General features: G+C 51.1%; 23 protein-coding genes. 9 read left to right on the top strand and 14 right to left on the bottom strand.

The features are described 5' to 3' along the window. Positions 1-437: 437 nt before the first annotated feature. Positions 438-809 (bottom strand): hypothetical protein, encoded by a 372-nt coding sequence (locus MO867_RS13905; RefSeq protein ID WP_252469863.1) that lies wholly within the window; start codon positions 807-809, stop codon positions 438-440. A gap of 329 nt (positions 810-1138) precedes the next feature. Continuing rightward, complete coding sequence (locus MO867_RS13900) at positions 1139-1594, bottom strand: cupin domain-containing protein (protein WP_252469861.1); 456 nt, start codon at positions 1592-1594, stop codon at positions 1139-1141. Positions 1595-1700: 106 nt separating this feature from the next. Between MO867_RS13900 and hrpB the strand changes: the two genes are divergently transcribed. Continuing rightward, positions 1701-4331 (top strand): ATP-dependent helicase HrpB, encoded by a 2631-nt coding sequence (hrpB, locus tag MO867_RS13895; protein ID WP_252469849.1) that lies wholly within the window; start codon positions 1701-1703, stop codon positions 4329-4331. A gap of 183 nt (positions 4332-4514) precedes the next feature. Continuing rightward, positions 4515-5507, top strand: a complete 993-nt coding sequence (locus MO867_RS13890) for an endo alpha-1,4 polygalactosaminidase (protein ID WP_252469847.1) — start codon at positions 4515-4517, stop codon at positions 5505-5507. A gap of 34 nt (positions 5508-5541) precedes the next feature. Here MO867_RS13890 and MO867_RS13885 read toward each other — a convergent pair whose 3' ends face one another. The 8 genes from MO867_RS13885 to MO867_RS13850 all read right to left on the bottom strand — a co-directional run bounded on the left by MO867_RS13885 (position 5542) and on the right by MO867_RS13850 (position 12572). Continuing rightward, on the bottom strand, positions 5542-5976 hold the full coding sequence (locus MO867_RS13885; RefSeq protein ID WP_252469845.1) for a nuclear transport factor 2 family protein: 435 nt from the start codon (positions 5974-5976) through the stop codon (positions 5542-5544). Next, complete coding sequence (locus MO867_RS13880) at positions 5960-6835, bottom strand: patatin-like phospholipase family protein (RefSeq protein WP_252469843.1); 876 nt, start codon at positions 6833-6835, stop codon at positions 5960-5962. Before MO867_RS13880 ends, MO867_RS13885 begins: the two co-directional genes overlap by 17 nt. Before the next feature lie 252 nt (positions 6836-7087). Beyond that, positions 7088-7957, bottom strand: coding sequence for a patatin-like phospholipase family protein (locus tag MO867_RS13875; protein ID WP_252469820.1), 870 nt, complete (start codon positions 7955-7957; stop codon positions 7088-7090). 357 nt (positions 7958-8314) lie between these two features. Then, positions 8315-9187: a patatin-like phospholipase family protein gene (locus MO867_RS13870; protein WP_252469808.1), complete on the bottom strand. Its 873-nt coding sequence runs from the start codon at positions 9185-9187 to the stop codon at positions 8315-8317. Between the two features lie 226 nt (positions 9188-9413). Next, a complete protein-coding gene (gene nfuA, locus MO867_RS13865) occupies positions 9414-10004 on the bottom strand; it encodes a Fe-S biogenesis protein NfuA (protein WP_252469806.1) in 591 nt (196 codons plus the stop codon). A 108-nt stretch (positions 10005-10112) separates the two neighbouring features. Next, positions 10113-10793 carry a type 1 glutamine amidotransferase domain-containing protein gene (locus MO867_RS13860; protein WP_252469781.1) on the bottom strand — a complete coding sequence of 227 codons (681 nt, stop codon included), beginning with the start codon at positions 10791-10793 and terminating at the stop codon, positions 10113-10115. 33 nt (positions 10794-10826) lie between these two features. Next, positions 10827-11858 (bottom strand): NADPH-dependent curcumin/dihydrocurcumin reductase, encoded by a 1032-nt coding sequence (gene curA / locus MO867_RS13855; RefSeq protein WP_252469772.1) that lies wholly within the window; start codon positions 11856-11858, stop codon positions 10827-10829. A gap of 123 nt (positions 11859-11981) precedes the next feature. Beyond that, positions 11982-12572, bottom strand: coding sequence for a TetR/AcrR family transcriptional regulator (locus MO867_RS13850; RefSeq protein ID WP_252469759.1), 591 nt, complete (start codon positions 12570-12572; stop codon positions 11982-11984). Between the two features lie 207 nt (positions 12573-12779). On the opposite strand from MO867_RS13850, the gene metH reads away from it, so the two are divergent. The 4 genes from metH (at position 12780) to MO867_RS13830 (ending at position 19420) form a co-directional block, all read left to right on the top strand. Further along, positions 12780-16475 carry a methionine synthase gene (metH, locus tag MO867_RS13845; RefSeq protein ID WP_252469757.1) on the top strand — a complete coding sequence of 1232 codons (3696 nt, stop codon included), beginning with the start codon at positions 12780-12782 and terminating at the stop codon, positions 16473-16475. 4 nt (positions 16476-16479) lie between these two features. Then, positions 16480-16698, top strand: coding sequence for a DUF2970 domain-containing protein (locus MO867_RS13840; RefSeq protein WP_252469755.1), 219 nt, complete (start codon positions 16480-16482; stop codon positions 16696-16698). A 528-nt stretch (positions 16699-17226) separates the two neighbouring features. Then, entirely contained in the window at positions 17227-18888 is a 1662-nt protein-coding gene (locus MO867_RS13835; RefSeq protein WP_252469753.1) for a nitrite/sulfite reductase, read from the top strand. Next, positions 18872-19420 (top strand): DUF934 domain-containing protein, encoded by a 549-nt coding sequence (locus MO867_RS13830; protein WP_252469751.1) that lies wholly within the window; start codon positions 18872-18874, stop codon positions 19418-19420. Before MO867_RS13835 ends, MO867_RS13830 begins: the two co-directional genes overlap by 17 nt. A 38-nt stretch (positions 19421-19458) precedes the next feature. Here the strand turns inward: MO867_RS13830 and MO867_RS13825 are convergent, their stop codons facing one another. After that, on the bottom strand, positions 19459-20064 hold the full coding sequence (locus tag MO867_RS13825) for a TetR/AcrR family transcriptional regulator (protein WP_252469749.1): 606 nt from the start codon (positions 20062-20064) through the stop codon (positions 19459-19461). 109 nt (positions 20065-20173) lie between these two features. On the opposite strand from MO867_RS13825, the gene MO867_RS13820 reads away from it, so the two are divergent. After that, positions 20174-20908: an SDR family oxidoreductase gene (locus tag MO867_RS13820; protein WP_252469747.1), complete on the top strand. Its 735-nt coding sequence runs from the start codon at positions 20174-20176 to the stop codon at positions 20906-20908. Between the two features lie 71 nt (positions 20909-20979). Here the strand turns inward: MO867_RS13820 and MO867_RS13815 are convergent, their stop codons facing one another. Then, entirely contained in the window at positions 20980-21273 is a 294-nt protein-coding gene (locus MO867_RS13815; RefSeq protein ID WP_252469745.1) for a YciI family protein, read from the bottom strand. Between the two features lie 88 nt (positions 21274-21361). On the opposite strand from MO867_RS13815, the gene MO867_RS13810 reads away from it, so the two are divergent. Beyond that, positions 21362-21694 carry a winged helix-turn-helix transcriptional regulator gene (locus MO867_RS13810; RefSeq protein ID WP_309143305.1) on the top strand — a complete coding sequence of 111 codons (333 nt, stop codon included), beginning with the start codon at positions 21362-21364 and terminating at the stop codon, positions 21692-21694. Positions 21695-21809: 115 nt separating this feature from the next. On the opposite strand, the gene MO867_RS13805 is transcribed toward MO867_RS13810, so the two are convergent. Both MO867_RS13805 and MO867_RS13800 read right to left on the bottom strand, forming a co-directional pair. After that, positions 21810-22556, bottom strand: coding sequence for a sporulation protein (locus MO867_RS13805; protein WP_252469731.1), 747 nt, complete (start codon positions 22554-22556; stop codon positions 21810-21812). 170 nt (positions 22557-22726) lie between these two features. Continuing rightward, positions 22727-23122, bottom strand: a complete 396-nt coding sequence (locus tag MO867_RS13800; RefSeq protein ID WP_252469729.1) for a GFA family protein — start codon at positions 23120-23122, stop codon at positions 22727-22729. Positions 23123-24160: 1038 nt separating this feature from the next. Between MO867_RS13800 and MO867_RS13795 the strand changes: the two genes are divergently transcribed. Further along, a partial coding sequence (locus MO867_RS13795) for a hypothetical protein (protein WP_252469727.1) occupies positions 24161-24383 on the top strand: 223 nt, incomplete at its 3' end.

The following is a 24383-nucleotide window of genomic DNA, read 5'->3' as shown; positions in this document are numbered from 1 at the left end:
GCGAGCGACTTGCCGACTACCAATAATCCACTAGCAAGAGCGGTTACACAGAATTGTTTACACCCTCGATGGATGTGGCGGAGTTTACAGAAGCCAGCTTTAAACAGATTTATGATCGAGTTTGGTGAGCGACTCATCGATTACCAATAACCAACTGGCAGGGCAGTTACACAGAATTATTTACACCCTCATCGCTCAAGCCCAGATCTTCAGCTGAAGCTACCCCCCCCTGCCGATAAAATTAGTTAAGAGTCGGATTACTTACCCTTTTTTTCCTCTCAAATAAAAATGTAAATTAACATTATCCTCAATCTTGAATCTGGATGTAGTCCTGTGGTATCTATGAGCAATCATAACTCCCCGCCTACACTACTTTGATCCATCAAAAATACTTCAGAAGTAAAATCTTAACAAGCAAACCACATAAAGCCCACCGCTCACTTCAAGTGAGCATTAATAATTTCTGCCAATTGTTCACTATAGGGGAGTACGAACTCATCTTTAGAGTATTCTCTCCACTCTTCATACCCATCAATAAAGTCACCCTCTACACCCTTACCTTCATCTATGCTTAGAGAACTTCTCTCCAAACCAGCTTCAGTTATAGCAACTGCAAGGCCACCTTTATAAGGATTATTTATCTTTTCATGCTCTATAAACACATAATAAATGTTTTCATTTACTTCAGAACCCCCCAGGCTCTTCAAATAGTATCCATACGCAATGTGCACACGAGAATACTCTTCACCAGGGTTTGTTTTATAGCTCCAAACTGTCATCAATTTATATTTGGGCTTCTTGAGCTTCATTAGCATATCCTAAAAATTCATAAACGAAATATAATATACTGACTAATTGAGATGCCACCCTAACAATAAGATTATTTCACCTCTGTTACAGAATAACCAATACTGATGAAACAGTAACGGACCACTAACCCCTGAAGAGAGATATAGCTTTTCAGGTTTAAAAAACAAGAGCTGGTAGCCTCCAACTCACCACAACCATAAGGGGTCCCAGATCTGCTTGCTACATCAGCCGGTGAAGCTAGTGAGCTTCAGTGCGTATTGATGACAGTGCGCTACTTGAAAAAACCACTATTGCTCTGGGCGCTAATACGTTTGAGCATATGAACATTTCAGCCTACCGCAGTATTTCCTTGGGCACTTATTAATACAAATGCAATTACACACGGCTCCTCCCCCCGGTTGATCCAATTATGAATTGTTGCACGCTGAACCAATGTATCACCCGCGCACAGATGTACTGACTTGCCCTCGCCCATTTCCATATCTATCTCACCCGAAATCACAATCGCGTAGTCAATGCTATCCGTACGGTGCGATCGTGGAGCAACCCCCGGACCAAACTCCACTATTTTGAATATGCTACCACCGGGAATCATCGATCCCACATCCCGCGCCCCCTGATCCTCCCCATTTTCATTGAGATCAACGGGAAGATCTCTCGTAGTCCACAGTTGTTGCTGAGTCATATGTGGGCGCCAATCGGCCGTATTCTGTCCCCGGTCATCAATGCGTACTACCGGCTTCCCATTTTTGTCATGACCCGTTACGACGCGCCGAAAGTTCATGCCGGTATAGCCTCCTACCTGATAAAAAATAATTGATCTCGATATAGCAAAAATACAGTTGAGCGAGAAAAAGCCAAGCGTGCGCTACTGAGCGTATCGCTGAAAGATGTCCCCAAAAGCATACCCGGGATATCAGTATCGCCAGCTTATCGAAATCACTATAATCGCCGCCATGTCAGAGTTACCTATTCATCAAGTCCTCCCCCAGCTCCTGCAAACCTTGGCCGAGCACAGCAATGTCGTGCTTCAAGCCCCCCCTGGAGCCGGTAAAACAACCGCAGTTCCGCTCGCGCTACTCTCTGCGCCATGGTTGAGCGGCAAGAATATTATGATGTTGGAGCCCCGCCGCTTGGCAGCGCGAGCCGCTGCTGCGCGAATGGCTTTCCAGCTGGGTGAAACCGTTGGCGAAACCGTTGGCTACCAAGTGCGTGGGGAACGGCGATCAAGCGCCAAAACCCGCATTCTGGTGGTCACTGAAGGCATCCTCACCCGACTTTTACAGAATGATCCGGAATTGGGTTCCTCCGCCCTGGTTATCTTCGATGAATTCCATGAACGCAGCCTGCAAGCGGATCTATCTCTGGCCCTCTGCCTCCAGTCGCAAGAGTACCTGCGGGATGATCTCAAGCTACTAGTAATGTCTGCAACACTCGATACCGATTCAATATCTACCCTGCTCGACGATGCGCCCGTTATCTCTAGCGACGGACGAAGTTTTGCAGTGGACATTGAGTACCTCAGTCACCGCGAGACTCTCGATGATCAACGGCAAATACCCGCCCTGATGACACGCAAAATCGAAGAGTCGATGCGCCATGAGGAGGGCAGCTTACTCGCCTTTTTGCCTGGGGTAGCTGAAATTCGGCAGGTTGAATCCTTACTGCGGGAACGCTTTGCTACCGATGCCCGCTGCGGAGACACTATCATTGCCCCGCTATTCGGGGATCTGACTCGAGAGCAACAAGACCAGGCAATCAGCCCGTGCGCGCCCGGAAAGCGAAAGATTGTACTGGCCACAAATGTAGCGGAAACAAGCCTGACCATCGAAGGTATCCGCATCGTTGTGGATTCAGGCCTGATGCGCGAATCGCGCTTTAACCCCAACAGCGGCATGAATCATCTGATCACCAGCAATATCTCTCAGGCTTCTGCGACTCAACGCGCAGGGCGTGCCGGACGTCTCAGTGCCGGGTACTGCCTCAGGCTTTGGAGCGAGGGACAACAACAATCCTTAAGCACCAAAAACACCCCGGAAATCCAACGCAGTGATCTGGCGCCGCTAGCGCTCGAGCTGGCGAAATGGGGCGTCAGTGACGCGCGCGAACTCCACTGGCTGGAGACACCTCCGCCAGGCCCCATGTCCCAAGCCCAGCAGTTGCTACAGCAATTAGGCGCCCTGGATGCCAGCCTGCGTATTACTCCTCACGGCGACACCATGCTCGCCTTCGGTGTTCACCCCCGGCTCGCCCATATGCTGGTGCGCAGTATCGACTGGGGGCTGCAGCAGCAAGCATGCTTACTTGCAGCCCTGCTATCCGAGCGGGATATTTTCCGTGGTGAAGCCCGCTGGGATCGGGATATCAGCAAGCGTATTCACGCCCTGCAAACCCGCAGCAACGACCACCGAACAGACCGCGCCACCAGCCAAAGAGTGCGCCTGCAATCCAATACCTGGCTTTCTCAATTGCAAAAAATTACGCCAAAGGCTGATGAGACTACATTAGAAATCGATAGTGCCGATGAAATTGGCGCTTTATTGGCGCTCGCCTATCCGGATCGCATTGCCAAGTCGCGACGGGATGCTGCACGGCGCGTTTTACTTTCTAGCGGTCGCGGCGCGCATTTTTCCCATGACGATGCCCTAGCCCTGAGCGAATACCTGGTTGTCGCTGAACTTGATGGGCAGGGGCGCGATGCGCGCATCCAGCTGGCAGCCGAAATATCCTCAAACGGACTTCAGGCCTGCTTCGCTGACCTGATAAAAGATGTCGTGACGGTGCGGTGGGATAATGCCGCAGGCCGCGTCGAAGCTCTGCAGCAGTCTCTGCTTGGGAGCCTGGTATTACAACAAAAACCGGCGACGCAAGTTCCTGCAGAAACCCTGAGCCAAGCCTTACTTGACGCCATTCGCCAAAAAGGTCTGCACACTCTGCCCTGGAACACAGAATCCGTACAGCTACGTTCAAGAATTGAATTTCTGCGCCAAAACAATGAATGTACCGCTTTAATGACAGACACCCCCCTGCCCGACTGGAGTGATACCGGTCTTCTCGAAAGCCTGGAGGAGTGGCTGCTACCTCACCTGCAGGGCCTCACCAAGCTTGATCAGCTCGGACAGCTGGATCTTTTTAGTATTCTTCGCCACCAATTGGATTGGTCCCTGCAACAGAAGCTTGATGAGCTGACCCCCAGCCATTACTTGGTTCCCAGCGGCTCCCGTATTCGCATCGACTACCAGGAAACCCCTCCTATTTTGGCTGTGCGCCTACAGGAGCTGTTCGGTTTGGCGCAAACGCCTACAATTTTAAAGAAGCGTTACCCACTAATGGTCCATTTGCTATCCCCAGCGCAACGGCCAGTACAGATCACCCGCAACCTTGCGAATTTCTGGGCCAATACTTACCAAGAGGTTAAGAAGGAGTTGCGTATCAAATATCAGAGACACTACTGGCCCGACGACCCGCTGACGGCGATAGCCACCACCAAAACGAAGAAGAGAATGGACAGGGGACACTAGCCCCATGATTGACACTTCTGCCCTGCGGCAGAAAAATGATTTATTCGGACCGCGGTTAAGTTACCATTCAGCCTCCACTGGATAGCCTACCCAGCAGCCCGACACTGGAATCCGCGCCAACTAGGATCAATGGACTCCAGCGTGAACTGATTTAACTCTCACTTGTAGCAATGGAGATGTATTTTGCGCCGAACACTTTCAGTACTCCTCAGCCCGCTGTTTTTTTTCGGTTGTAGCCTCGATGACCTTCCCGACGATTTAAATCAGTCAACCATCATTTACGATAAAGAAATGCGTTATCTGGTCGAGGATATAAGTGACTATGCAAAGCAGATAAACCGACATTTCATTATTGTTCCGCAGAATGGTATTGAGCTTATTACCACCACCACGACCACTACTGGTCCTGTGGATGATGCCTATCTAGACGCGACTGACGGGATCGCTCAAGAAGCCCTGTTCTTCGGTGCGAACGGCGTAGTAGATCAGCCCACCAGCACTACGGAAACCCGGCGCCTGGAAACCTACCTGGACCTAGCCAAAGATGAGGGCGATACAATCCTTATCACGGATTTTGCCAGCATTGAGCGAAATATCGATGACTCCTACCTGGACAATGAAGAGGCCGAATATATCTCCTTCGCCGCTGATCAGGAGACGCTCGATGACATACCTCGCTACCCTGATGAGCCGTTCAATGTTAATGCTCGGGATATCGACAACCTGGATGAAGCCAGCAACTTTATCAATATCACCGACCCCCGCCTGTACTCAACACCACAAGAATTTGTCGACGCACTGAGCGAAACAAATTACGACGTGCTGATCATCGATTTCTTCTTCAATGGCAAAGCCTATACCGAAGAACAGATAGAGCAGCTCAGATTGAAAGAAAACGGCGGTCGCCGCCTGCTAATGGCCTATATCAATATTGGCGAAGCACAAGATGACCGCTATTACTGGAACCCATCCTGGGTCAGCAATCCCCCTAGCTGGCTACTGGATGAAGTACCGGGAGAGCCGGGAAATTACTATGTGAGATACTGGCAGCAAGGCTGGCAAAATATCATCTACGGCAACAATGATTCTTATATGTATATGATTGTTGATGCGGGTTTTGACGGGGCCTACATGGACGGAATCGATGTGTTCGAGTACTTCGATTCGCAAGAGTAGTCACCCGGCCCCCTGCAATAAACTCAGCAGCGCCTTAAGCCTGCTGAGTTTCCTTATACTGCGTTACATATTGGGACAGTCGCCCGGACATTTCCTCTGCCAGTTTTTGCAGGGCATTGAGGGGGCGCACCATGACTTCAAATTCAATAATTTTTCCGTCTTCATCAAAGCGGATAATATCCAGCCCTTTCAAACTTTTATCACCAATACTGGCTTTAAATTCCAGCGCCAGATCCTGACCGGATTCGGTAGTGAAACTGCGGTCATATTCAAAGCTCTCAAATACCTGCATCACCGTATTTAAAATCAGGCAAACTGCCGCAGAGCTGTGGTAGGGTTTAAAGAATGCCGGAGAACGGAAAACCGCATCCTCGGCAACCATAGCAGGCAAACGGCTAAAATCTCGCTCTGCGACCATTTGGTGCCACAACGCAATTGATTCTGCTATTTTGTTATTGGAATTGTTCATTCAAAGTCTCCCTTTCATTCGTGTGTTTTTTTAAAAATTCTCGCCCGTCAGCACAACCTAACTCGTAAGTTTTTTGCGCAAGCTCAGGACTGGTGTAATCCCAAACGCTGACAAAAGGCGGTTGAGACGGCTGCACATAGGTCCATAACTGATCGCCCTGCTGCCGACTAAACCGGTCTGGATATTGCGAATAACGACGAGTAAGTAATACCAGCACCCTAGACTCACCCTTATCCAAACCAGCCACAGGGATGTTATCGACCGTGCCCCCATCAAGAGCCGTTCTGCCGTGCAGCTTTAAGCGCGGGGTAAACGGCGGTGTACAGGAAGAGCATAAAATCAAATCCACTAACTCCTCTAAACTGGAGCAGTCCCGGGCCCGATAAAACTGCTGTTGAAAACCCAACCCCAAAGCAATTTTTGGATGTAAATTCCGCAAAAAATGCTTGTCAGCATAATAGGCGGCGGCGCCGACACCAAAAGCCAAGCCGCCCGACAGGCCTTTGGGTGGGTGTACCACCGCAATACGCAGTTCCGCTCCCTCGCGCAGGGTCTCCAGGCCACCTTGAAACAGCTCTAACATCGCGTTGCGGTAAATTCGGTACTGAGGAAATACGGGCTCTTTGCGAAAGAGATTCCCCCAGTATGCATTTTTCTCATTCGCTTCAAACGCAGACCAGAAGTGCTGCCTGGCTTTCTCAGTCTTCCCCATCAGCACCAGGCTCGACATCAATCCGCCCGCAGAAACCGCAGTGACTACTTGTGGAAACAGCTTGATAGCTTTGGCTACAGACTCCCAAAAGCCTATTTGCCAGGTACAGCGCCCGCCACCACCGGCAAAAACAACTTGGTCAAACATAATTGGCCTTCCCTGTAGTAGTTACCTGATCAGCAGCCACTCGATTCAAATTTCCACAGCCCATTTGGCGTCTTCACGATAACCACTACTAGAGCCATACGTCCTGTGCAACCTCCATTTTTGACTCGCAAGTCTAATCTGCGCGGCGACACAACTTCATCACAGCCTCACGATAATCATATGCAACTAATTGCATAACGTAATCCAATCTGGGGCATTGTGCAACTGAAAGCAATCGAGTGTCGCCTGTCTTTATAGCTGCACCAGACGCTCTTTACCTGACAAAAGCACTTCGAGGAATGCATTCCCATCGGTTAGACCAATATTCAGGGTATGTCGCATGGCATTGGGATTAGTAAAGTTCCACATTCCTATGGGCAGGGGGCGTGAAGGTTGAACATAAGTCCACACCTGCCCCCCCTTTTGCACACTGAAACAGTTGGGTAAGTTGGAGAAATGCCCGGTATCGAGAATTAAAACCCTACCGTTTCCAGCCTCCAAGCCGGCCACGGGTGCATTGCCTACCAGGGCTCCATCTAAAACTTCAGCACCATGCAATGACAGACGTGGCGAAATTGGCGGGGCGCAGCAGGAGCTCAAAATGAGCTGTTCAATTTCCGCTGAATTTTTACACTGGCGTACCGGGTGGAAGAGCTGGCGAAAACCCAGGTTTAATGCCGTCATCGGATGAAGATTATGGAATAGGTGTTTATTGGAATAAAAAATTGCAAGGCCGAGTGTCAGCGCGATGGGGGTCGGCAGCCATTCAGGAGGGTAAGTTACCGCAATTCTTAAATCGGAGGTTTGATGTAAATGCTCAAAGCTATCGTGAAATAACTCATGCACCCCTTTTTTATAAATCTCAAAATGGGGAAATATTGGGTCCTTGCGAAAAGAGTTATTCCAATAGAAATTCTTTTCGGTTTTTTTGCACACAGAATGAAAGTAATCTGCCCCCTCACGGCAACGATCCATCAGCATCAGGCCAGCTACCATAGAGCCGCCCGATGCCGCACACACGACGCTGGGCCTGATGGGCAATTCACGCTCCACTGATAATAGAAATCCCAATTGCCAGGTACAGCGACTCCCTCCACCACCAAAGACCATTTGATTAAACATTCTGGCCCACCCATAGAAAATAAAATGCCACGTACAATCACTTGCTCAACAGGACTCCGACACACCTTGCCAGTGAGGACTCCAAATCTAGCACCGGAATTTACGACCCGCTCACCTGCGCCAATAACCTACAAAAGTAGTGGCGATTTATCGCCCGGTGACCACACTGCATAGACGACTTAAAAGTCCATTAACAGATTTAATTGTGATTCAATGAAACACAGAGCCTAATCATGGATTACATATCTATTGCGCGCCAGACAGCAGAGACTGATCATTGATTGCCGATAGAAAATCTCGTTTACTATTTTAGAGTGCCCCGTGCGCAAGAGGTATTTATTGATATCACCAGTCCAGCTAAAGCCTGCTGCTCATTAACTGCCCTTCGCTACTCAAGAAAGCCAGAAATGCGTGACCATCGGCAGTTCCCATCCTGAAAGTATCTTTTACCGCTTCCGGATTGGCAAAATCCCACACATTGAGCGGAACATGCCCCGAAGGCTGTACATAGGTCCAAGATTGATTGAATTTTTGCACGGTAAAACAATCCGGTAACTGCGGAAAACGTCTGGTCAATAAAATCAGTACTCGCCCCTCCCCAGCATCCAAACCGCCAACGGGCACACTGTCCACGACTCCCCCATCCAGCACTTCGGCCCCACCCTGCTTAAGGCGGGGGGTCAAAGGCGGTGTGCACGATGAGGTGATCACCAGTTTCTGTAATTGCGCCACATCGGAACAATCGCGCACTTTATAGAAAGATTGGCGATACCCCAGGCGCAGGGCCGTATTGGGGTGGAGGTTGGGATATATATAGGTATCGGAAAAGTCGATTGCCGCACCGACAGCTAATGCAATAGGTCCCGGCAGCCACTTCGGCGATGTACTCACACCCACCCGTAAGTCAGCCACCTCACACAATTGATCAAAGCCGCCCTCAAACAGCTCAGTCAGTGCCTGGCGATATATCGTGTAATGGGGAAATACAGGGTTCTTGCTGAGCAAATTGCCCCAGTGCATATTCTTCTTATTGGATTTAAACGCCGAAACGAAGTAATCAACTCCATCCAGAGATCGGCCCATCAGTATCAGGCTGGCCACCAATGCACCGGCAGACACAGCGCTGACGACTCGGGGTGCCAAGTCTATATCCTTGGCTACCGACTCCCAAAACCCAATTTGCCAGGTGCAGCGTACGCCGCCGCCGGCAAACACCACTTGGTCAAACATAGATTGCTTCCCTGGGGTTCGCACAAGCGCAATCAGAAGAGATAATTCAAGACAGATTGCCAAGCCTGCTATGGAGGCCTATTTCAAATATATACAGCGGGAGGAAACTTGGTGGGACTGCTTTCGCGGGATCTAACCTGAGAGGCTGGCAAAGATAAAAAAGGCGAACTGTCCGTTCGCCTTTTTCTGTTAAACGGCGTAATCGGCACCGATCACTCCGTGGAACTCAATAATAAGCCTGGGTCTTGTCCGTGTGGTCGGTAATATCCTTGACCCCGGCAAGTTCGGGAATTTTCTCTTTCAGAGTTTTTTCTACGCCCTCTTTCAGAGTCATATCGACCATACCGCAGCCCTGGCAACCGCCGCCAAACTTGAGCACCGCATACATATCCTCGGTCACCTCGACCAGACTCACCTGACCACCGTGGGAGGCCAGCCCGGGATTCACTTCGTTGTGTAAAACGTAGTTGATACGATCCTGAATGGGGCTGTCGTCGGTAATCTTGGGCATGCGCGAGTTGGGAGCACGAATCGTCAATTGCCCCCCCATTTTGTCCGAAGAGTAATCGACCCGAGCATCGTCCAAATAGGGGATGCTGCGCCCCTCAAAATAGGCTTTGAGGCCGTTCATTTCCATCGCTACATCACCCTCGTCCTCCTCTCCCGGGCGGCAGTAGGCGATGCAGGTCTCTGCATTCGGCGTGCCGGGACTGGAGACAAACATGCGAATGGCAATACCCTCACAGTCCTGCTTGGCCAGCAGCTCTTTCAGGTATTCCTGAGCGGATTCGGTAATAGTGACATTCAAATCAGACATATAGGCTCTCAAATAACCAAGCTTCTTTGTCGGGTATTCTACTCTCAGAAACACTCAAGGGAAACCGGCCTGTTGGCAGCCCTTCGGCCGCCACAGTGATTGTGCCCCTCAAACGGGGATCAAGCCCATGAGTGTCTCAGCCGTCTCCGCTGAAGATGCTGGGTTTTGGCCGGTGACCAGCTTGCCATCCACCACAACATAGGGTGCCCAATCACCCCCTTTCGAGTAGTTTCCGCCATTTTCCTTGAGCATATCTTCGACCAGGAAGGGCACTACCTCCACCAACTCCACTGCGGCCTCTTCTGTATTGGTAAAACCAGTCACCCCCTTACCCGCCACCAGATACTCACCGTCCTGGCGACGGGTATGACGGAAAATGCCCGGAGCGTGGCACACAGCACCCACCGGCTTGTCGGCAGCGTAAAAATTCTCGATCAGGGCTATTGATTTCGGATCTTCTGCCAAATCCCACAGCGGTCCGTGCCCCCCCGGGTAAAAAACAGCATCGAAGTCTGCTTCCTGTATATCTGCCAATTTCAGTGTATTGGCTAGTGCTTGCTGCGCAGCAGTATCTGCGCGAAAACGCTCAGTTGCCGCTGTCTGGAAGTCCGGTTCATCACTCTTCGGATCGAGCGGCGGTTGGCCACCCTTAGGTGAAACCAGAGTCACCTCTGCCCCAGCCTCCTTAAAGATGTAATAAGGCGCCGCAAATTCCTCTAGCCAAAAACCGGTCTTGTTGCCGGTATTACCCAGCTCATCATGGGAAGTGAGAACCATTAAAATTTTCATATTTCACACCTGATAGATATTTATCAATTTGCGTTAATTTTCAGTGCCTACGCGCACCACCAACTTACCAAAATTCTGCCCTTCCAGCAGTCCAATAAGAGCGTCCGGCGCCGCTTCCAAACCCTCTACCACCTCCTCCAGATATTTGATTTTTCCTTCACCCACCCATTGGCTCAGTGTCCGCACAGCCTCGTGAAAACGCGCGTAATAATCGAAAATAATAAAGCCCTGAATTTTCAGGCGTTTGGTCAACACATCACGCATCAGCAAGCTGGTGCGATCCGGGCCTTCCGGTAGGGTGGTAGCGTTATACTGCGAAATCAATCCGCACACAGGGATACGCGCAAAATCATTTAACAGTGGCATCACCGAATCAAACACCTTGCCGCCCACGCTCTCAAAATAGATATCAATGCCACCTGGACAGGCCGCTGCCAATTGCTCGGCAAAATCCCCCGCGCGATGGTCCAGGCACAAATCAAAGCCCAGCTCCTCAACAGCGTAACGGCACTTCTGTTCTCCTCCCGCCACACCGATCACTCGACAGCCCTGAAGCTTGCCGATTTGCCCGACGGTGGCACCCACCGGGCCGGTAGCCGCCGCGACAACTAAAGTCTCCCCTTTTTTGGGCGCCCCAATCTCCAACAAACCAAAATAGGCGGTAATTCCCGGCATACCCAACACCCCCAGAGAATAAGAGGGAACACTGGGGTTCTTACCCAGATTAACCAGGTCAGCGCCATCTGAAATAGCGTAATCCTGCCAACCGCTATAGCCCAACACCCAGTCACCAGCCTCAAATCCTTCCAGGTGGGATTCCACCACCCGATTTACCGTCCCGCCGACCATGGTGTCCCCCAATACCATCGGATCTGCATAGGATTTGGTATCACTCATACGACCGCGCATATAAGGGTCGAGGGACAGATAGACCGTACGCAACAGGACTTCCCCAGCTTTGAGCTGGGGAAGCGAGACCTCTTCGAGCCGAAAGTTATCAGTGGTTGGCGCGCCTTCCGGGCGAGACGCCAATACCTGACGGCGATTTATGTCGGTAGATTGCATGCTCTCTCTCCGCTTGCATTGCTATTTATAATTAACATTGCTGTCGCAAAATTAGACCGGTCGTCTATTTTTGTGACAAAACATACCCGCGACGGTAACCCCAGTGCGGATATGCCTAGAAATTCAGTTCTTGCTCAATAGCCCCAGAGTGGTGCTCATAGCATCTACCATAGGGGTCATACTGCGATTGATTTTTGACAGGAGACTAGCCCCCAACCAGAGCTGATACAATGTGGTCGCTGCCGAATACGCATTCATTGGAAGCACCAGTGAACCCTCTTCAATTGCGGATTCAATACCCTTTTGCAGGCGCTCAATAATCCTATCCGTCCCAATCCGTAAAATAATCCGCATCGACTCAGACAGGTCCGCCACTTCAGCACTTAGCTTAACCACCAGACAACGATGCATATCACAACCTTCATCACCGCTCTTCATCCAAGCCTCAAAATAGGCCAGCAAGCTATCCGCTGCAGATCTATCCCGAACGGAAAAACATTCGTCCATCTGTTTGAGATACTCTTGAAAATAGTCTTCCAACAGCGCCTCGCCAAACTGCTCTTTGGATTTGAAGTAATGATAGAAAGACCCTTTGGGTATTCCGGCGGTCTTCAGGATTTCACTTAGACCCACACCGGAAAAGCCTTTCACGGCCATTACGGAGTAACCAGTATCCAAGAGGTGCTGACGAGTATCTTCATAGCGGTTTTTCATGGAACGCACCCTACTCCTAACTAGACCGGTCGGCTAGGTTTTTATGGTTATAAACTTCTAAATTGCGCTTATAAATTGCTCAATTTTAAGGAAAACTGCTTGGATATTGTGGCGAGCTCAGCCAAAGAGGGAAACTGCAACCGGTGGGTTGACGTGACTGTGCTAAGATTGCCCCCCTTCCGTCACCAGCAATTCAAGGATAGGACAATGCTCCTTCAGTCCCGAACTCAGCGTCTTCAACAACTCCAAACCGCATTGGCGGAGCGTATCCTGATCCTGGATGGCGCTATGGGGACGATGATCCAACGGGAAAAACTGGATGAGGCGGATTATCGCGGTGTTCGTTTCGCAGATTTTCATCAGGACTTAAAAGGTAACAACGACCTTCTCAGCCTCACCCGCCCAGAGTTAATTGAACAGATTCACCGGGAATACCTGGAAGTCGGCGCCGACATTATTGAAACCAATACTTTTAATGCGACCCAGCTGTCCCAGTCTGACTACGACATGGAGCACCTGGCCAGCGAATTAAATCGCGTCTCAGCAGAAATTGCCCGCCGCGCGGCGGATGCGCTTTCCACCCCCGAGCGACCACGCTGGGTGGCCGGAGTGATCGGGCCTACATCCCGCACTGCCAGCATCTCGCCGGACGTCAATGATCCCGGCGCACGCAATGTCACTTTTGACGAGCTGGTGGAAAATTATGTTGAAGCCGGACAAGCCCTGGTGGAGGGCGGAAGTGACCTGATTCTGATCGAGACCATATTCGATACCCTCAACGCCAAAGCGGCTATTTATGCCATGCAGCAGCTGTTCGAGGAACTGGGCTTCGAGCTGCCAATCATGGTCTCCGGTACCATTACCGATGCCTCCGGCCGCACCCTGTCCGGCCAGACCACTGAAGCATTTTACTACTCCGTTGCTCACGCCAAGCCGATCTCCGTAGGCCTCAATTGTGCCCTGGGCGCTACGGAACTGCGCCCCTACGTAGAAGCACTATCCGGTGCCTGCGCCACTTATGTATCCGCACACCCCAATGCAGGCCTGCCCAATGAGTTTGGCGAATACGACGAGACTCCGGAGCAAACCGCAGCGATCGTAGCGGAGTTTGCCCGCAGCGGCTTTCTAAATATTCTCGGTGGCTGCTGCGGCACAACACCCGACCATATCCGTGCAATCGCCCGGGCAGTCGCCGATGTCGCACCGCGCCAGCTGCCGAAAATCAAACCGGCCCTGCGCCTGTCCGGCCTGGAACCTTTTATTGCCGATGAGACCGCCCTGTTCGTCAATGTGGGCGAGCGCTGTAATGTCACCGGCTCCGCCCGTTTTAAACGACTGATCCTGGAAGAGGACTACGACACCGCCCTGCAGGTTGCCGCGGCCCAAGTGGAAGACGGCGCACAGGTGATCGATTTCAATATGGATGAGGCGATGCTCGATTCGCTCGCCGCTATGCGCCGCTTCCTCAATCTCGCCGCCACCGAACCAGACATCGCCAAGGTGCCGTTTATGGTGGACTCCTCCAAATGGGAGGTGATCGAAGCGGGTCTGCAGTGCATCCAGGGTAAACCCATCGTGAACTCCATCAGCCTCAAAGAGGGCAAGGAAGAGTTCATCGAAAAAGCACAACTGTGTCTGCGCTATGGTGCGGCTGTGGTCGTGATGGCCTTTGACGAGGACGGCCAGGCAGATACCTTAGCGCGCAAGATCGAAATCTGTAAGCGCAGTTACGATGTGCTGGTGGAGGAAGTCGGTTTCGACCCCACCGATATTATTTTCGACCCCAATATTTTTGCCGTCGCCACTGGTATTGAAGAACACAATAATTACGCAGTGGACTTTATCGAAGCCTGCCAGTGGATTCGCAAAAACCTGCCCGGTGCTCAGATCAGTGGCGGCGTTTCTAATGTTTCATTCTCCTTCCGTGGCAACAACCCGGTGCGTGAAGCCATCCACTCGGTATTCCTATTCCACGCCATTAAGGCCGGCCTGAATATGGGCATCGTCAACGCCGGCCAGCTGGCCGTCTACGACGAACTGCCCAAGGAACTGCGGGAAACCGTCGAGGATGTCATCCTCAATCGCAATAGTGAAGCGACCGAGGCCCTGTTGGAAATCGCCCCCAAATATCAGGGTGGCGGGGCCGGCTCCGTGCGCAAGGAAGACTTGAGCTGGCGCGAACTGCCGGTAAAAGAACGCTTGGCACACTCGCTGGTAAAGGGCATCAATAAATATATCGTCGAGGATACCGAAGAGGCCCGCGCCATCTCATCGCGACCACTGGATGTGATTGAGGGGCCACTCATGGATGGAATGAATGTCGTCGGCGACCTGTTTGGCGAAGGCAAAATGTTCCTGCCCCAGGTGGTGAAGTCTGCTCGCGTTATGAAACAGGCAGTGGCCTACCTGCAGCCCTTTATTGAAGATGAGAAAACTGAAGACAGCCGCCCCAATGGTCGAATTCTGATGGCCACGGTAAAAGGCGACGTCCATGATATCGGTAAAAATATCGTGGGGGTGGTACTGGCCTGCAACAATTACGACGTTATTGACCTCGGCGTGATGGTGCCTGCAGAAACCATTCTGCAAACCGCACGGGAAAAAGAGTGCGATATTATCGGCCTGTCCGGCTTGATCACCCCATCCCTTGATGAAATGGTGCATGTAGCGGCGGAAATGGAGCGGCAAGAATTTGATATCCCCTTGCTGATCGGCGGTGCCACCACCTCCAAGGCGCATACCGCCGTAAAAATTGATCCGAAATTCAATCGCAACCAAACCGTCTATGTGGCCGATGCCTCCCGCGCTGTCGGTGTCGCCAGCAGCCTGATCTCCGATGAATTGCGCCCAGCATTTGTAGAAAAAGTCCGCGCCGAATACGAAAAAGTACGCACTCGCACCGCCAACCGCAAGCGCAACGACACCCGCCTGACCTACATCCAGGCACGCGACGCGGCACCGGAATTTGACTGGCAGAACTACCAGCCCGCCAAGCCCAACAAATTGGGCATTACCGTGATCGATAACTTTCCGCTGGATAGACTGCTCGATACCTTGGACTGGACCCCGTTCTTTATTTCCTGGGACCTGGCAGGTAAATTTCCAGCGATTCTGGAGGACAAAATTGTAGGCGAGGCCGCCACCGACCTCTACCACAACGCCCAGCGTATGCTGAAGGAAATTATCAATAAAAAGTTATTGCGTGCTCGTGCCGTATTCGGCCTCTGGCCCGCCAATAGCGTCGGCGACGATATTATCGTGTACAAAGATGAAAGCCGCCGTGAGGAACTGGCCCGCCTGCACCAGATGCGCCAACAGGTCCAAAAGCTGGGAGGCGACGGCTTGTGCCGCTCCCTGGCCGATTTTGTCGCCCCGCTAGAATCTGGCCGAATCGATTACGTCGGCGGTTTTGCCGTCACCACCGGTATTGGCGCCGATGAGCTGGCCAATCACTATGAGGCCCAACACGACGACTACAGCGCTATCATGGTCAAAGCCCTCGCGGATCGCATGGCGGAATCCTTTGCCGAAACCCTGCATCGCCTGGTGCGCAGGGAATACTGGGGTTATGTGCCGGAAGAGACGCTGAGCAACGAACAGTTGATCAAGGAAGCCTACCAGGGCATCCGCCCTGCCCCCGGTTATCCGGCCTGTCCGGACCATTCGGAAAAAGCCACACTGTTCAAACTGCTGCAAGCAGAGCAAAATGCAGGAGTCAGCCTCACTGAGCATTTCGCTATGATGCCTGCGGCCGCAGTAAGCGGTTGGTATTTCGCGCATCCCCAGGCCAAATATTTCAATGTTGGCAAAATTGGCAGGGACCAACTGCAAAGCCTTGCCGACCGGAAAGGGATCAGCGAGCAGGAGATGGAGCGCTGGCTTCGACCCAACCTCGAGGAATAAATCCATGGAAGACGAGAATAAAAAAGCGGCAAAGCCCAGTTTCGGCCAGGTGATAATCAGTACCCTGGCCGCTGCAATTGGCGTGCAAAGCAACAAAAACCGTGAGAGGGATTTTCAGAGCGGCAGCATTATGACCTATATGATTGCCGGCGTTATTTTTACCGCTATTTTTGTGCTCACTCTGGTACTGATCGTGAAGGTGGTTCTCGGTAATATGGGCTGAAGCGACAAGAACTCGATTCGGTAAGATAAAAAGCGGGCCACAGGTCCGCATTGCCCGGACTGCTAAAGCGCCGGCTGACGGCACTGTGCAGGAATTTAAGTGGGGTGAAGAGTTGCCCGGGACAACAAACTCCGGGCCCGAGGGAACTAGCGAGTAGCCACCCAAAATACACAGGTGGCAACAAAAATAGCGACCAACGCCACAGCGGCAATGGCGTCTATAACACTGTCGTCTTCTGAGGGAACAGCTACTTCTTCATTCATCGAATCACTCCGATTGTACTTTATTGTTATTCAAAGTAGTTGGGCCGTAAGGAACGGCTGGTCAAGTAGAGCAAATCCTCGCATATCGCGCAAGACAGCGCCAATAAGCAATCTTTCCCCCTTATAACTGTTGGTTACAGACATAGCGGAAAATATTGTTATTTATTGCATAAGAGCGCTGGTATGTTATGCGCCAGCGGAGAATTGCCCGGGGCTTACCCGTTTCTCCACCTTCTGCGCACAAAGGCAATGGAATCAAGCTGTTATGTATCGATACGACGACCGGGACCGCGCCATCATCAACGATCGCGTAGCCCAGTTCCGCGGCCAAACGGAACGTTATCTCGCCGGCGAGTTAAGCGAGGAACAATTCCTGCCGCTGCGCCTACAAAATGGCCTCTATATTCAGCGACTGGCCCCCATGTTGCGTATTGCCGTTCCCTACGGCCTGCTCAACAGCGCCCAGTTGCGTCGTCTTGCTCGCGTAAGCCGCGACTATGACAAGGGTTACGCGCATTTCACCACGCGCCAGAATCTGCAGTACAACTGGCCACAATTAGAAGATGTGCCCGCGATTCTCAACGAACTGGCCGAAGTGGAGATGCATGCCGTACAAACCAGCGGCAACTGTATTCGCAACACCACCTCAGACCCTTTTGCCGGTATCGCCCTGGATGAAATCGCCGACCCGCGCCCCTATTGCGAGTTAATCCGCCAGTGGTCCACCTTCCACCCGGAGTTCGCTTTCCTACCGCGCAAATTCAAAATTGCAGTCAGCGGCTCCGAACAGGATCGCGCCGCCATCCGAGTACACGATATCGGCGTACAAATCGTAAGACGCGGTGAAGAAATAGGATTTCAGGTGCTTGTCGGTGGCGGCCAGGGCCGCACACCGGTTATCGCGGAAACCATCCGCGACTTCCTGCCGGAAGAAGACCTGCTTTCCTATCTGGAAGCCATTATCCGCGTCTACAACCAACTGGGTCGTCGCGACAACAAGTACAAAGCGCGCATCAAAATCCTGGTGAAAGCCCTTGGCCCTGAAGAATTTGGTCGCCGTGTGGAAGAGGAATGGCTGCACATTAAAGACGGTGCTGAAAAACTCACCCAAGAGGCCCTGGCGTGGGCCAAGTCCTTCTTCACCTCACCGGACTATCGGGCGTTTGACGGCGCCGCTACCGAGACTGCCCTGCAACAGCAGGCAGACGGCGATAAAGCCTTTGCACGCTGGCTGGAGCGCAACACCTACCCCCACCGGGTACCGGGCTACCGGGCGATCAAGCTGTCCACCAAACCCACCGGTGTTCCGCCGGGCGATGTCACTGACAGCCAGCTGGATGCTATCGCCAACCTCGCTGACACTTTCAGCTTTGGCCAAGCCCGCGTCACCCACGACCAGAATGTGGTTCTCGCCGATGTCGAGCAAGACGAGCTTTATGCGCTGTGGCAGCAAGCACGCAAATATGGCTTCGCCACCCCGAATATCGGCACCCTTACGGATATGATCTGCTGCCCCGGCGGCGACTATTGTTCCCTGGCCAATGCCAAGTCCATTCCCGTAGCGGAAGCGATCCAGCGCCGCTTTGACGATATGGATTACCTCTACGACCTGGGCGATCTGAACCTGAATATTTCCGGCTGTATGAATGCCTGTGGCCACCACCACGTAGGACATATCGGCATCCTTGGCGTGGACAAAAAAGGCGAAGAGTTCTACCAGATCCAATTGGGCGGCAGTGCCTCCAACGATGCCAGCCTGGCCAAAGTCCTGGGCCCCAGCTTCTCCCGCGCCGAAGTGCCTGAAGTGATCGGCAAAATCCTTGACCTTTTTGTCGAGCTGCGCCAAACCGAAGAGCCCTTTATCGATACCTACAACCGCATCGGCCTGCAACCCTTCAAGGAGAGAGTCTATGCCAAAGCCAGTTAAACTGGGCCCCCAACCCGGCAACCCGTCCGAGCTGATCATCAGTGGTGAAATCAAGACCAATGAGTGGCAGCTGGTACCGCAAGTGGAGCCCGGTGAGGAGCTGGATCTCACCAGCCTGCCCCCAGGTAAAATTATCCTGCCACTGCGCCAATGGCTGAAGCACTGTGAAGCTTTGAGTGAGCGAAGCGGAGAGATCGGTGTCTGGCTCGACAGCGAGGAAGGTGCCAAACTGATCGGTGAAGAAGCCAATCAACGTCCCTTGATTGCCGTACACTTCCCCGCTTTTGCCGATGGCCGGGGCTTCACCGCCGGTCGTATGCTGCGCGAGCGCTACCGCTTTACCGGCGAGCTTCGCGCGGTAGGCGGCTTTATGCGCGACCAGCTGACCTATCTTCAACGCTGCGGCTTTAACGCCTATGCTTTCGAAGGTGAGCAGCCCCTCGCCAGCTTGAAAGACTCCATGAGTGATTTTGGCGATAGCTATCAGACCGGGGTAGACCAACCTCTGCCGATGTTCCGCCGCCGCTTCTAATTCTGCATTGTCGACACCAAGCCCCTATTCACAGGGGCTTAAGCCTTCTCCAGACCCAGGCCACGCAAGCCAAATTCCAAAGTGGACTGCAGCTCACTCAATTCACGCCCCGACCGCAAAACCGATGCGGTCCCATGCAACAGAGTGATCAAATAGAGTGCACAATCCTCCGCACGCTCATCCAGTCCCAATTCCCGCGATTGGAGATCAGTACGGAATAAACTTTCCAGTTGACGTACAGATTCCGCATCGGCCGCTTTTAACGCGTCAATGGCTGCGGCGGGCAACCCCTCGCCCGCGGTTTCCGACAAGCCTGATGCCAGATAGCAACCCCTCGGCGTCCCCTCACCTGCCTGCCCTTTGACGGTCGCATAGAGGTAATTGAAAACTCTTTCACGAAACGGCACGCCTTCAGCAGTGAGTAGTTCCACCCTACCCTTGGCATACTTCTCCAAATACTGACTCAATGAAAGAACAAAGAGGGCTTCCTTATTGCCAAAAGCAGAGTATAGACTGGGCCTATTAATACCCATGGCCAGGGTCAGATCTGCCAGTGAAGCGCCGACATACCCCTTTTTCCAAAATACCTGCATCGCCGCATCCAGGGCATAACTCCGGTCAAACTCCGGTTTGCGTCCCACCATAAAAAATGCCTCAAAAAGCCTTTGACAATATTGTACCGATCGGTAAGACTTACCTCAAATCGTACCGATCGGTACAGAATCAAATCCACCCCTAGACTGGAGCGTTTAGATGAGTATTTCTATCGAAGGTAAAGTTGCGCTGGTGACCGGAGCCAATCGCGGCATTGGTAAAGCGATCGTTGAGTCCTTTCTCACCAACGGCGCCAAAAAGGTCTATCTGGCTGTTCGCACCCCGGAAACAACGTCGGAATTAGTAAATAAGTACGGGGATCAAGTAGTCACACTTAAGCTGGATGTGACAAAAACCGAGAGCGTAGAAGCCGCAGCGGAAGCAATTCAGGACCTAGATATCCTAGTGAATAACGCAGGGATATTGGTCCCAGCAGATCCGCTCAGTGACCATGTAGAGACCTCACTGCAACAGGAGCTGGAGGTAAATACCTTTGGGCTGATCCGTGTCGCCAAGGCATTCGCCCCACAGCTGGAAAAAAACAAAGGCGCCCTGGTGCAGATGAACTCAGTAGTATCGCTGCGGACCTTCCCTCACGTCAGTACTTATTCCGCGTCCAAGGCTGCCAGCTATGCAATTACCCAAGCCCTGCGTGAAACCTTCCTAGAGCGCGGCGTGCAGGTTCTAAGTGTTCACCCCGGCCCAATCAAAACCGATATGGCCAAGCAAGCAGGTCTGGAAGATGGAGAATCTCCCAGCGCAGTGGCCCAGGGAATCATCGATGCCCTCGCAAATGGGGATTTCCACTTGTTCCCAGATGCCATGGCACAAACTTTTGAAGCGGCCTACCAAAGCTTCTCCGATTCAGTAATCACCGCAGACTTCAGCGAGTAACCCCCTCGCAAATTGCACTTACCCCTAGACTTTGAAGTCATCCAAATCACAACAGCTAACTGCCTGCAAACCTAGGGCTCTAGCAACAGATCTGAAAATTTCTCCGAGGCCACTACAGGCACAAACTCGGTAATTGAATAGGTGGAGATTCCGTTTTTAACGAACGGATCTTCATCGAGTAGCCGCCGCAGCGCCTGTTCACACGAGTGGCGCGAAATAATAATTCCACCGGTTCTAGGCGCTTTTCTACCTCCAAATAACAGACTGCCCGACCTGTACTCCCCCTCCAGATATCCCCTGTGTTCAGCAGTTAACTCGGGAGTTAGTTTTTCCATATCGGTAAAATGCAAATCCACTAAAAACATCGCTGGTTCACCTCGCCTGGGAAATATCATATGATTGCTACTAATTTCGTAGCAACTTTACCGCTACTAATTTAGAAGCGCAAGAATTATGACGCCCCCCCTGCCGAAAAAACCTGTTCGAGGCTCAAGTACCGGTATAGCTATAATGGCTGTCTTCGACCTACTAGGCCGCAAATGGAATATGAGGATCTTATGGGAACTGCGAAATGTGCCGCAAAGTTTCAGGGAACTTCAGGCGCGCTGTGACGGAATGTCTCCATCAGTGCTCAATACAAGGATTAAGCAGCTGAAAGAAGCACAACTTATCGCAAAAACCACCGATGGATATCAATTGACAGATATCGGGCTATCACTGATGGACACCCTAGATCCACTGAGAGAGTGGGCCGCCAGTTGGGAAGAGGCTTTCAAGTTGGAATAGCGCTTCACCAGACAGTAGTACCTAGATTCCCAGAACAACCGTAGCCGCTAGCGCCTGGGTGCCCCAAGGGTATTTAAATTTGCAATACCTATGTACTTGAAGGGAAACTCAACTATCAGTCCAAAATTGACTGAACTACAGCCGCAATTTCTTCGTCGCTGGCTCCATGCTCCAGCGAGAATGAGTGGTACTGATCGCCGCGCATACCGAACTTACGATCGATTTCAGCTAAACAATGCACCTGACCCTCTTCCAGAATGAAGGAAAGCTCAATCTCTTTTGATGTCAGCAAACCATTATTCTTAAATTCAATCTCCTGATAGCAGCCAGACTGAGATGAGAAGCCCTCCCCTTGCAAATGTCCCCTCTCTACATCTGCCTTGACCATCTTGAATCCACTCCGCTCGATTAAATCCAGTACCTTTTCTACAACAGGCAGCGGCCCTATCTGCAAGGGGTCCCGGTCCTTGGGGTCCAAGGCAAAATCAATATCCAGTGCGGTTTCCAACCAAACGTAACTTCTATTATTACGAGCATTCAGGATGGTAACCGGTGTCTCCTCATGCAATTGAAACTCGAAGGGCATTTTCCGGCTTTCATCTGCACCGATAGTAAACGGGTCCAGTACCTGTAATTCACTGAGCACGAAGCGCTCATAGCTCACCCCCTCATCCGTTTCCACCTTGACCTCAGTACAAAGCTTCAAGCTTATTGCGTCAATCTGTTGATCAATTTTACCGCCAACGACATGGATACTGCCATTAATAAGCCCACCCTGAAGCCACTCTGCATTTTGCAGAACGGTGTCAACTTTGGCAGAACCGATACCTACCGATGCTTTTAACTTTTGAAACATAGACATATTCAGGAAATCCACTCAACTAAATGACGCCGACCTTGTTAATATAGAATTTAATCTATTCCTGGTCTCATTAATTAGAGGCGGACACTAACATAATCTAATACCAAGTAGTATCAAGGCAACCCGGCTTGTCACAAGCCTATTGAGATCAGTCCTCCGTTGCCAACTGCTTACATTTCCTCATGCTGTGGTAGCTTATCGGTAATCTCATGCCAGCCAGCTTTACTTCCAACATGGACATGGCGCTGTGGCTTTACGCCTGGATCAGTATCCAAAGTCCCCAATGGGAAACCAAGAATATCGGGGTAACCTTCAAAGCGGGTAAAAAGACTCGAACCACACTCAGAACAAAATCCCTTATGCTCCCCAGGAGAAGATTCGTAAAACTTGATAAAAGCTTCGCCACAAATAGTTGTCCATGCCTCAGCCTTAACTTTTGCCCGAGTACGGAATGCTGAGGCATGAAGTTTTCGACACATAGAACAGTGGCAATTCAATACATCTTCAAACTCTCCATTAATTTCATACTGTACCTTGCTACAAAGGCAACTACCTGTATTTTTCATAACAATCTCCATCGCATTACTTAACAAAACTGAGGATAACGAAAGATTGCAGGAATAACTCACCCTCCCTGAATTGTCAACATTGACATCTGAAGCTGCCTCTCAACGAAGCTATATTGGCACCAGACAGACTCCTGCCCCCGCAACCAAAAATATATTCGAATGCCACTCCACTCTGGAGAAACTTTAGGGGCAACAATACCCTCCTTACTTCAGAATAGAACCCAGCGGCTCATACAAAACACCCGACAAAAGCAAATACTCTTATAAACCATTATTTGGAAGTTCAAATCACTCAGTATATTGCTCGATCTTCTGCAGATAACTTACAAGCTCTATACTTAACCATCAAATTCAATTATAAGCCTCACTCGATAAACGATATACGGCCATACCGAAACTCATACAAGTCATGCTCACACCCCCTTACCAGTTAAAAAATAAAGCAATGCCGTTTGCCACTCCAGCACCATACAAATCTCAGCGACAGCTAATCCCAACACGCTCATTCGTAATTCATACTGCACGATCTCACAAAGGCTTCGTGAGCTGAATCACACAAAAAATCAACTTACAGACAAACCCGGCACCCAAGCTTCAAGAAGTCAAAATGGGATTCCTTCCCACCTCAATTTGATCCCGCCTGACCGCATTACTGCAGCAGTCATTACAAATATAATTATCATATCGACACCAATACAACCGTAAACAACACTCAAAATATCGCCATGCAAAGGGTTGCCTTCAACTAAACTCCGGAATATTAACTTTATTTATAAAACCTACCACACGGGGGACAAAAAGATTATTGCAACCCATCCCATATACCATTGGCGTCGGCACAAAAGTGAGAGTCAATTATACTTGGAGAAATTAATTCAGCCGAGTCGATTTCTGGAAAAGTAGTCGTTTCGGTGTTTTACACAACACCCTATAGCAATTTAATTGTTTATGACAAAGCCCGATTAAAAAGGCGTCTAGGCATCTTTACTTACAGCACAATCAGCAACAAAAATTATTTTTACAAATGAGCAATATATGGACTCATATTTAAAAAGAAAAATTTACACCCTGTCGAAAGTTTGCCCCGCGCTCTTTTTGGCCATAATCATGGTGTCAGTGGGCGGGTGCGGGAGTGGCAGCAGCTCCAATGAAGAGCCCACAGAGGCAGACGCCAGCCCCCAGGGTAGCAGCCCTGATAATGGTTCCGACTCCGACTCCGACTCCGACTCCGACTCCGACTCCGACTCCGACTCCGACT

It is taken from the genome of Microbulbifer okhotskensis (genome assembly GCF_023895975.1).
In the GTDB taxonomy this organism is placed as follows: Bacteria; Pseudomonadota; Gammaproteobacteria; order Pseudomonadales; family Cellvibrionaceae; genus Microbulbifer; species Microbulbifer okhotskensis.
This window is presented reverse-complemented; position numbering and strand designations above follow the sequence as displayed.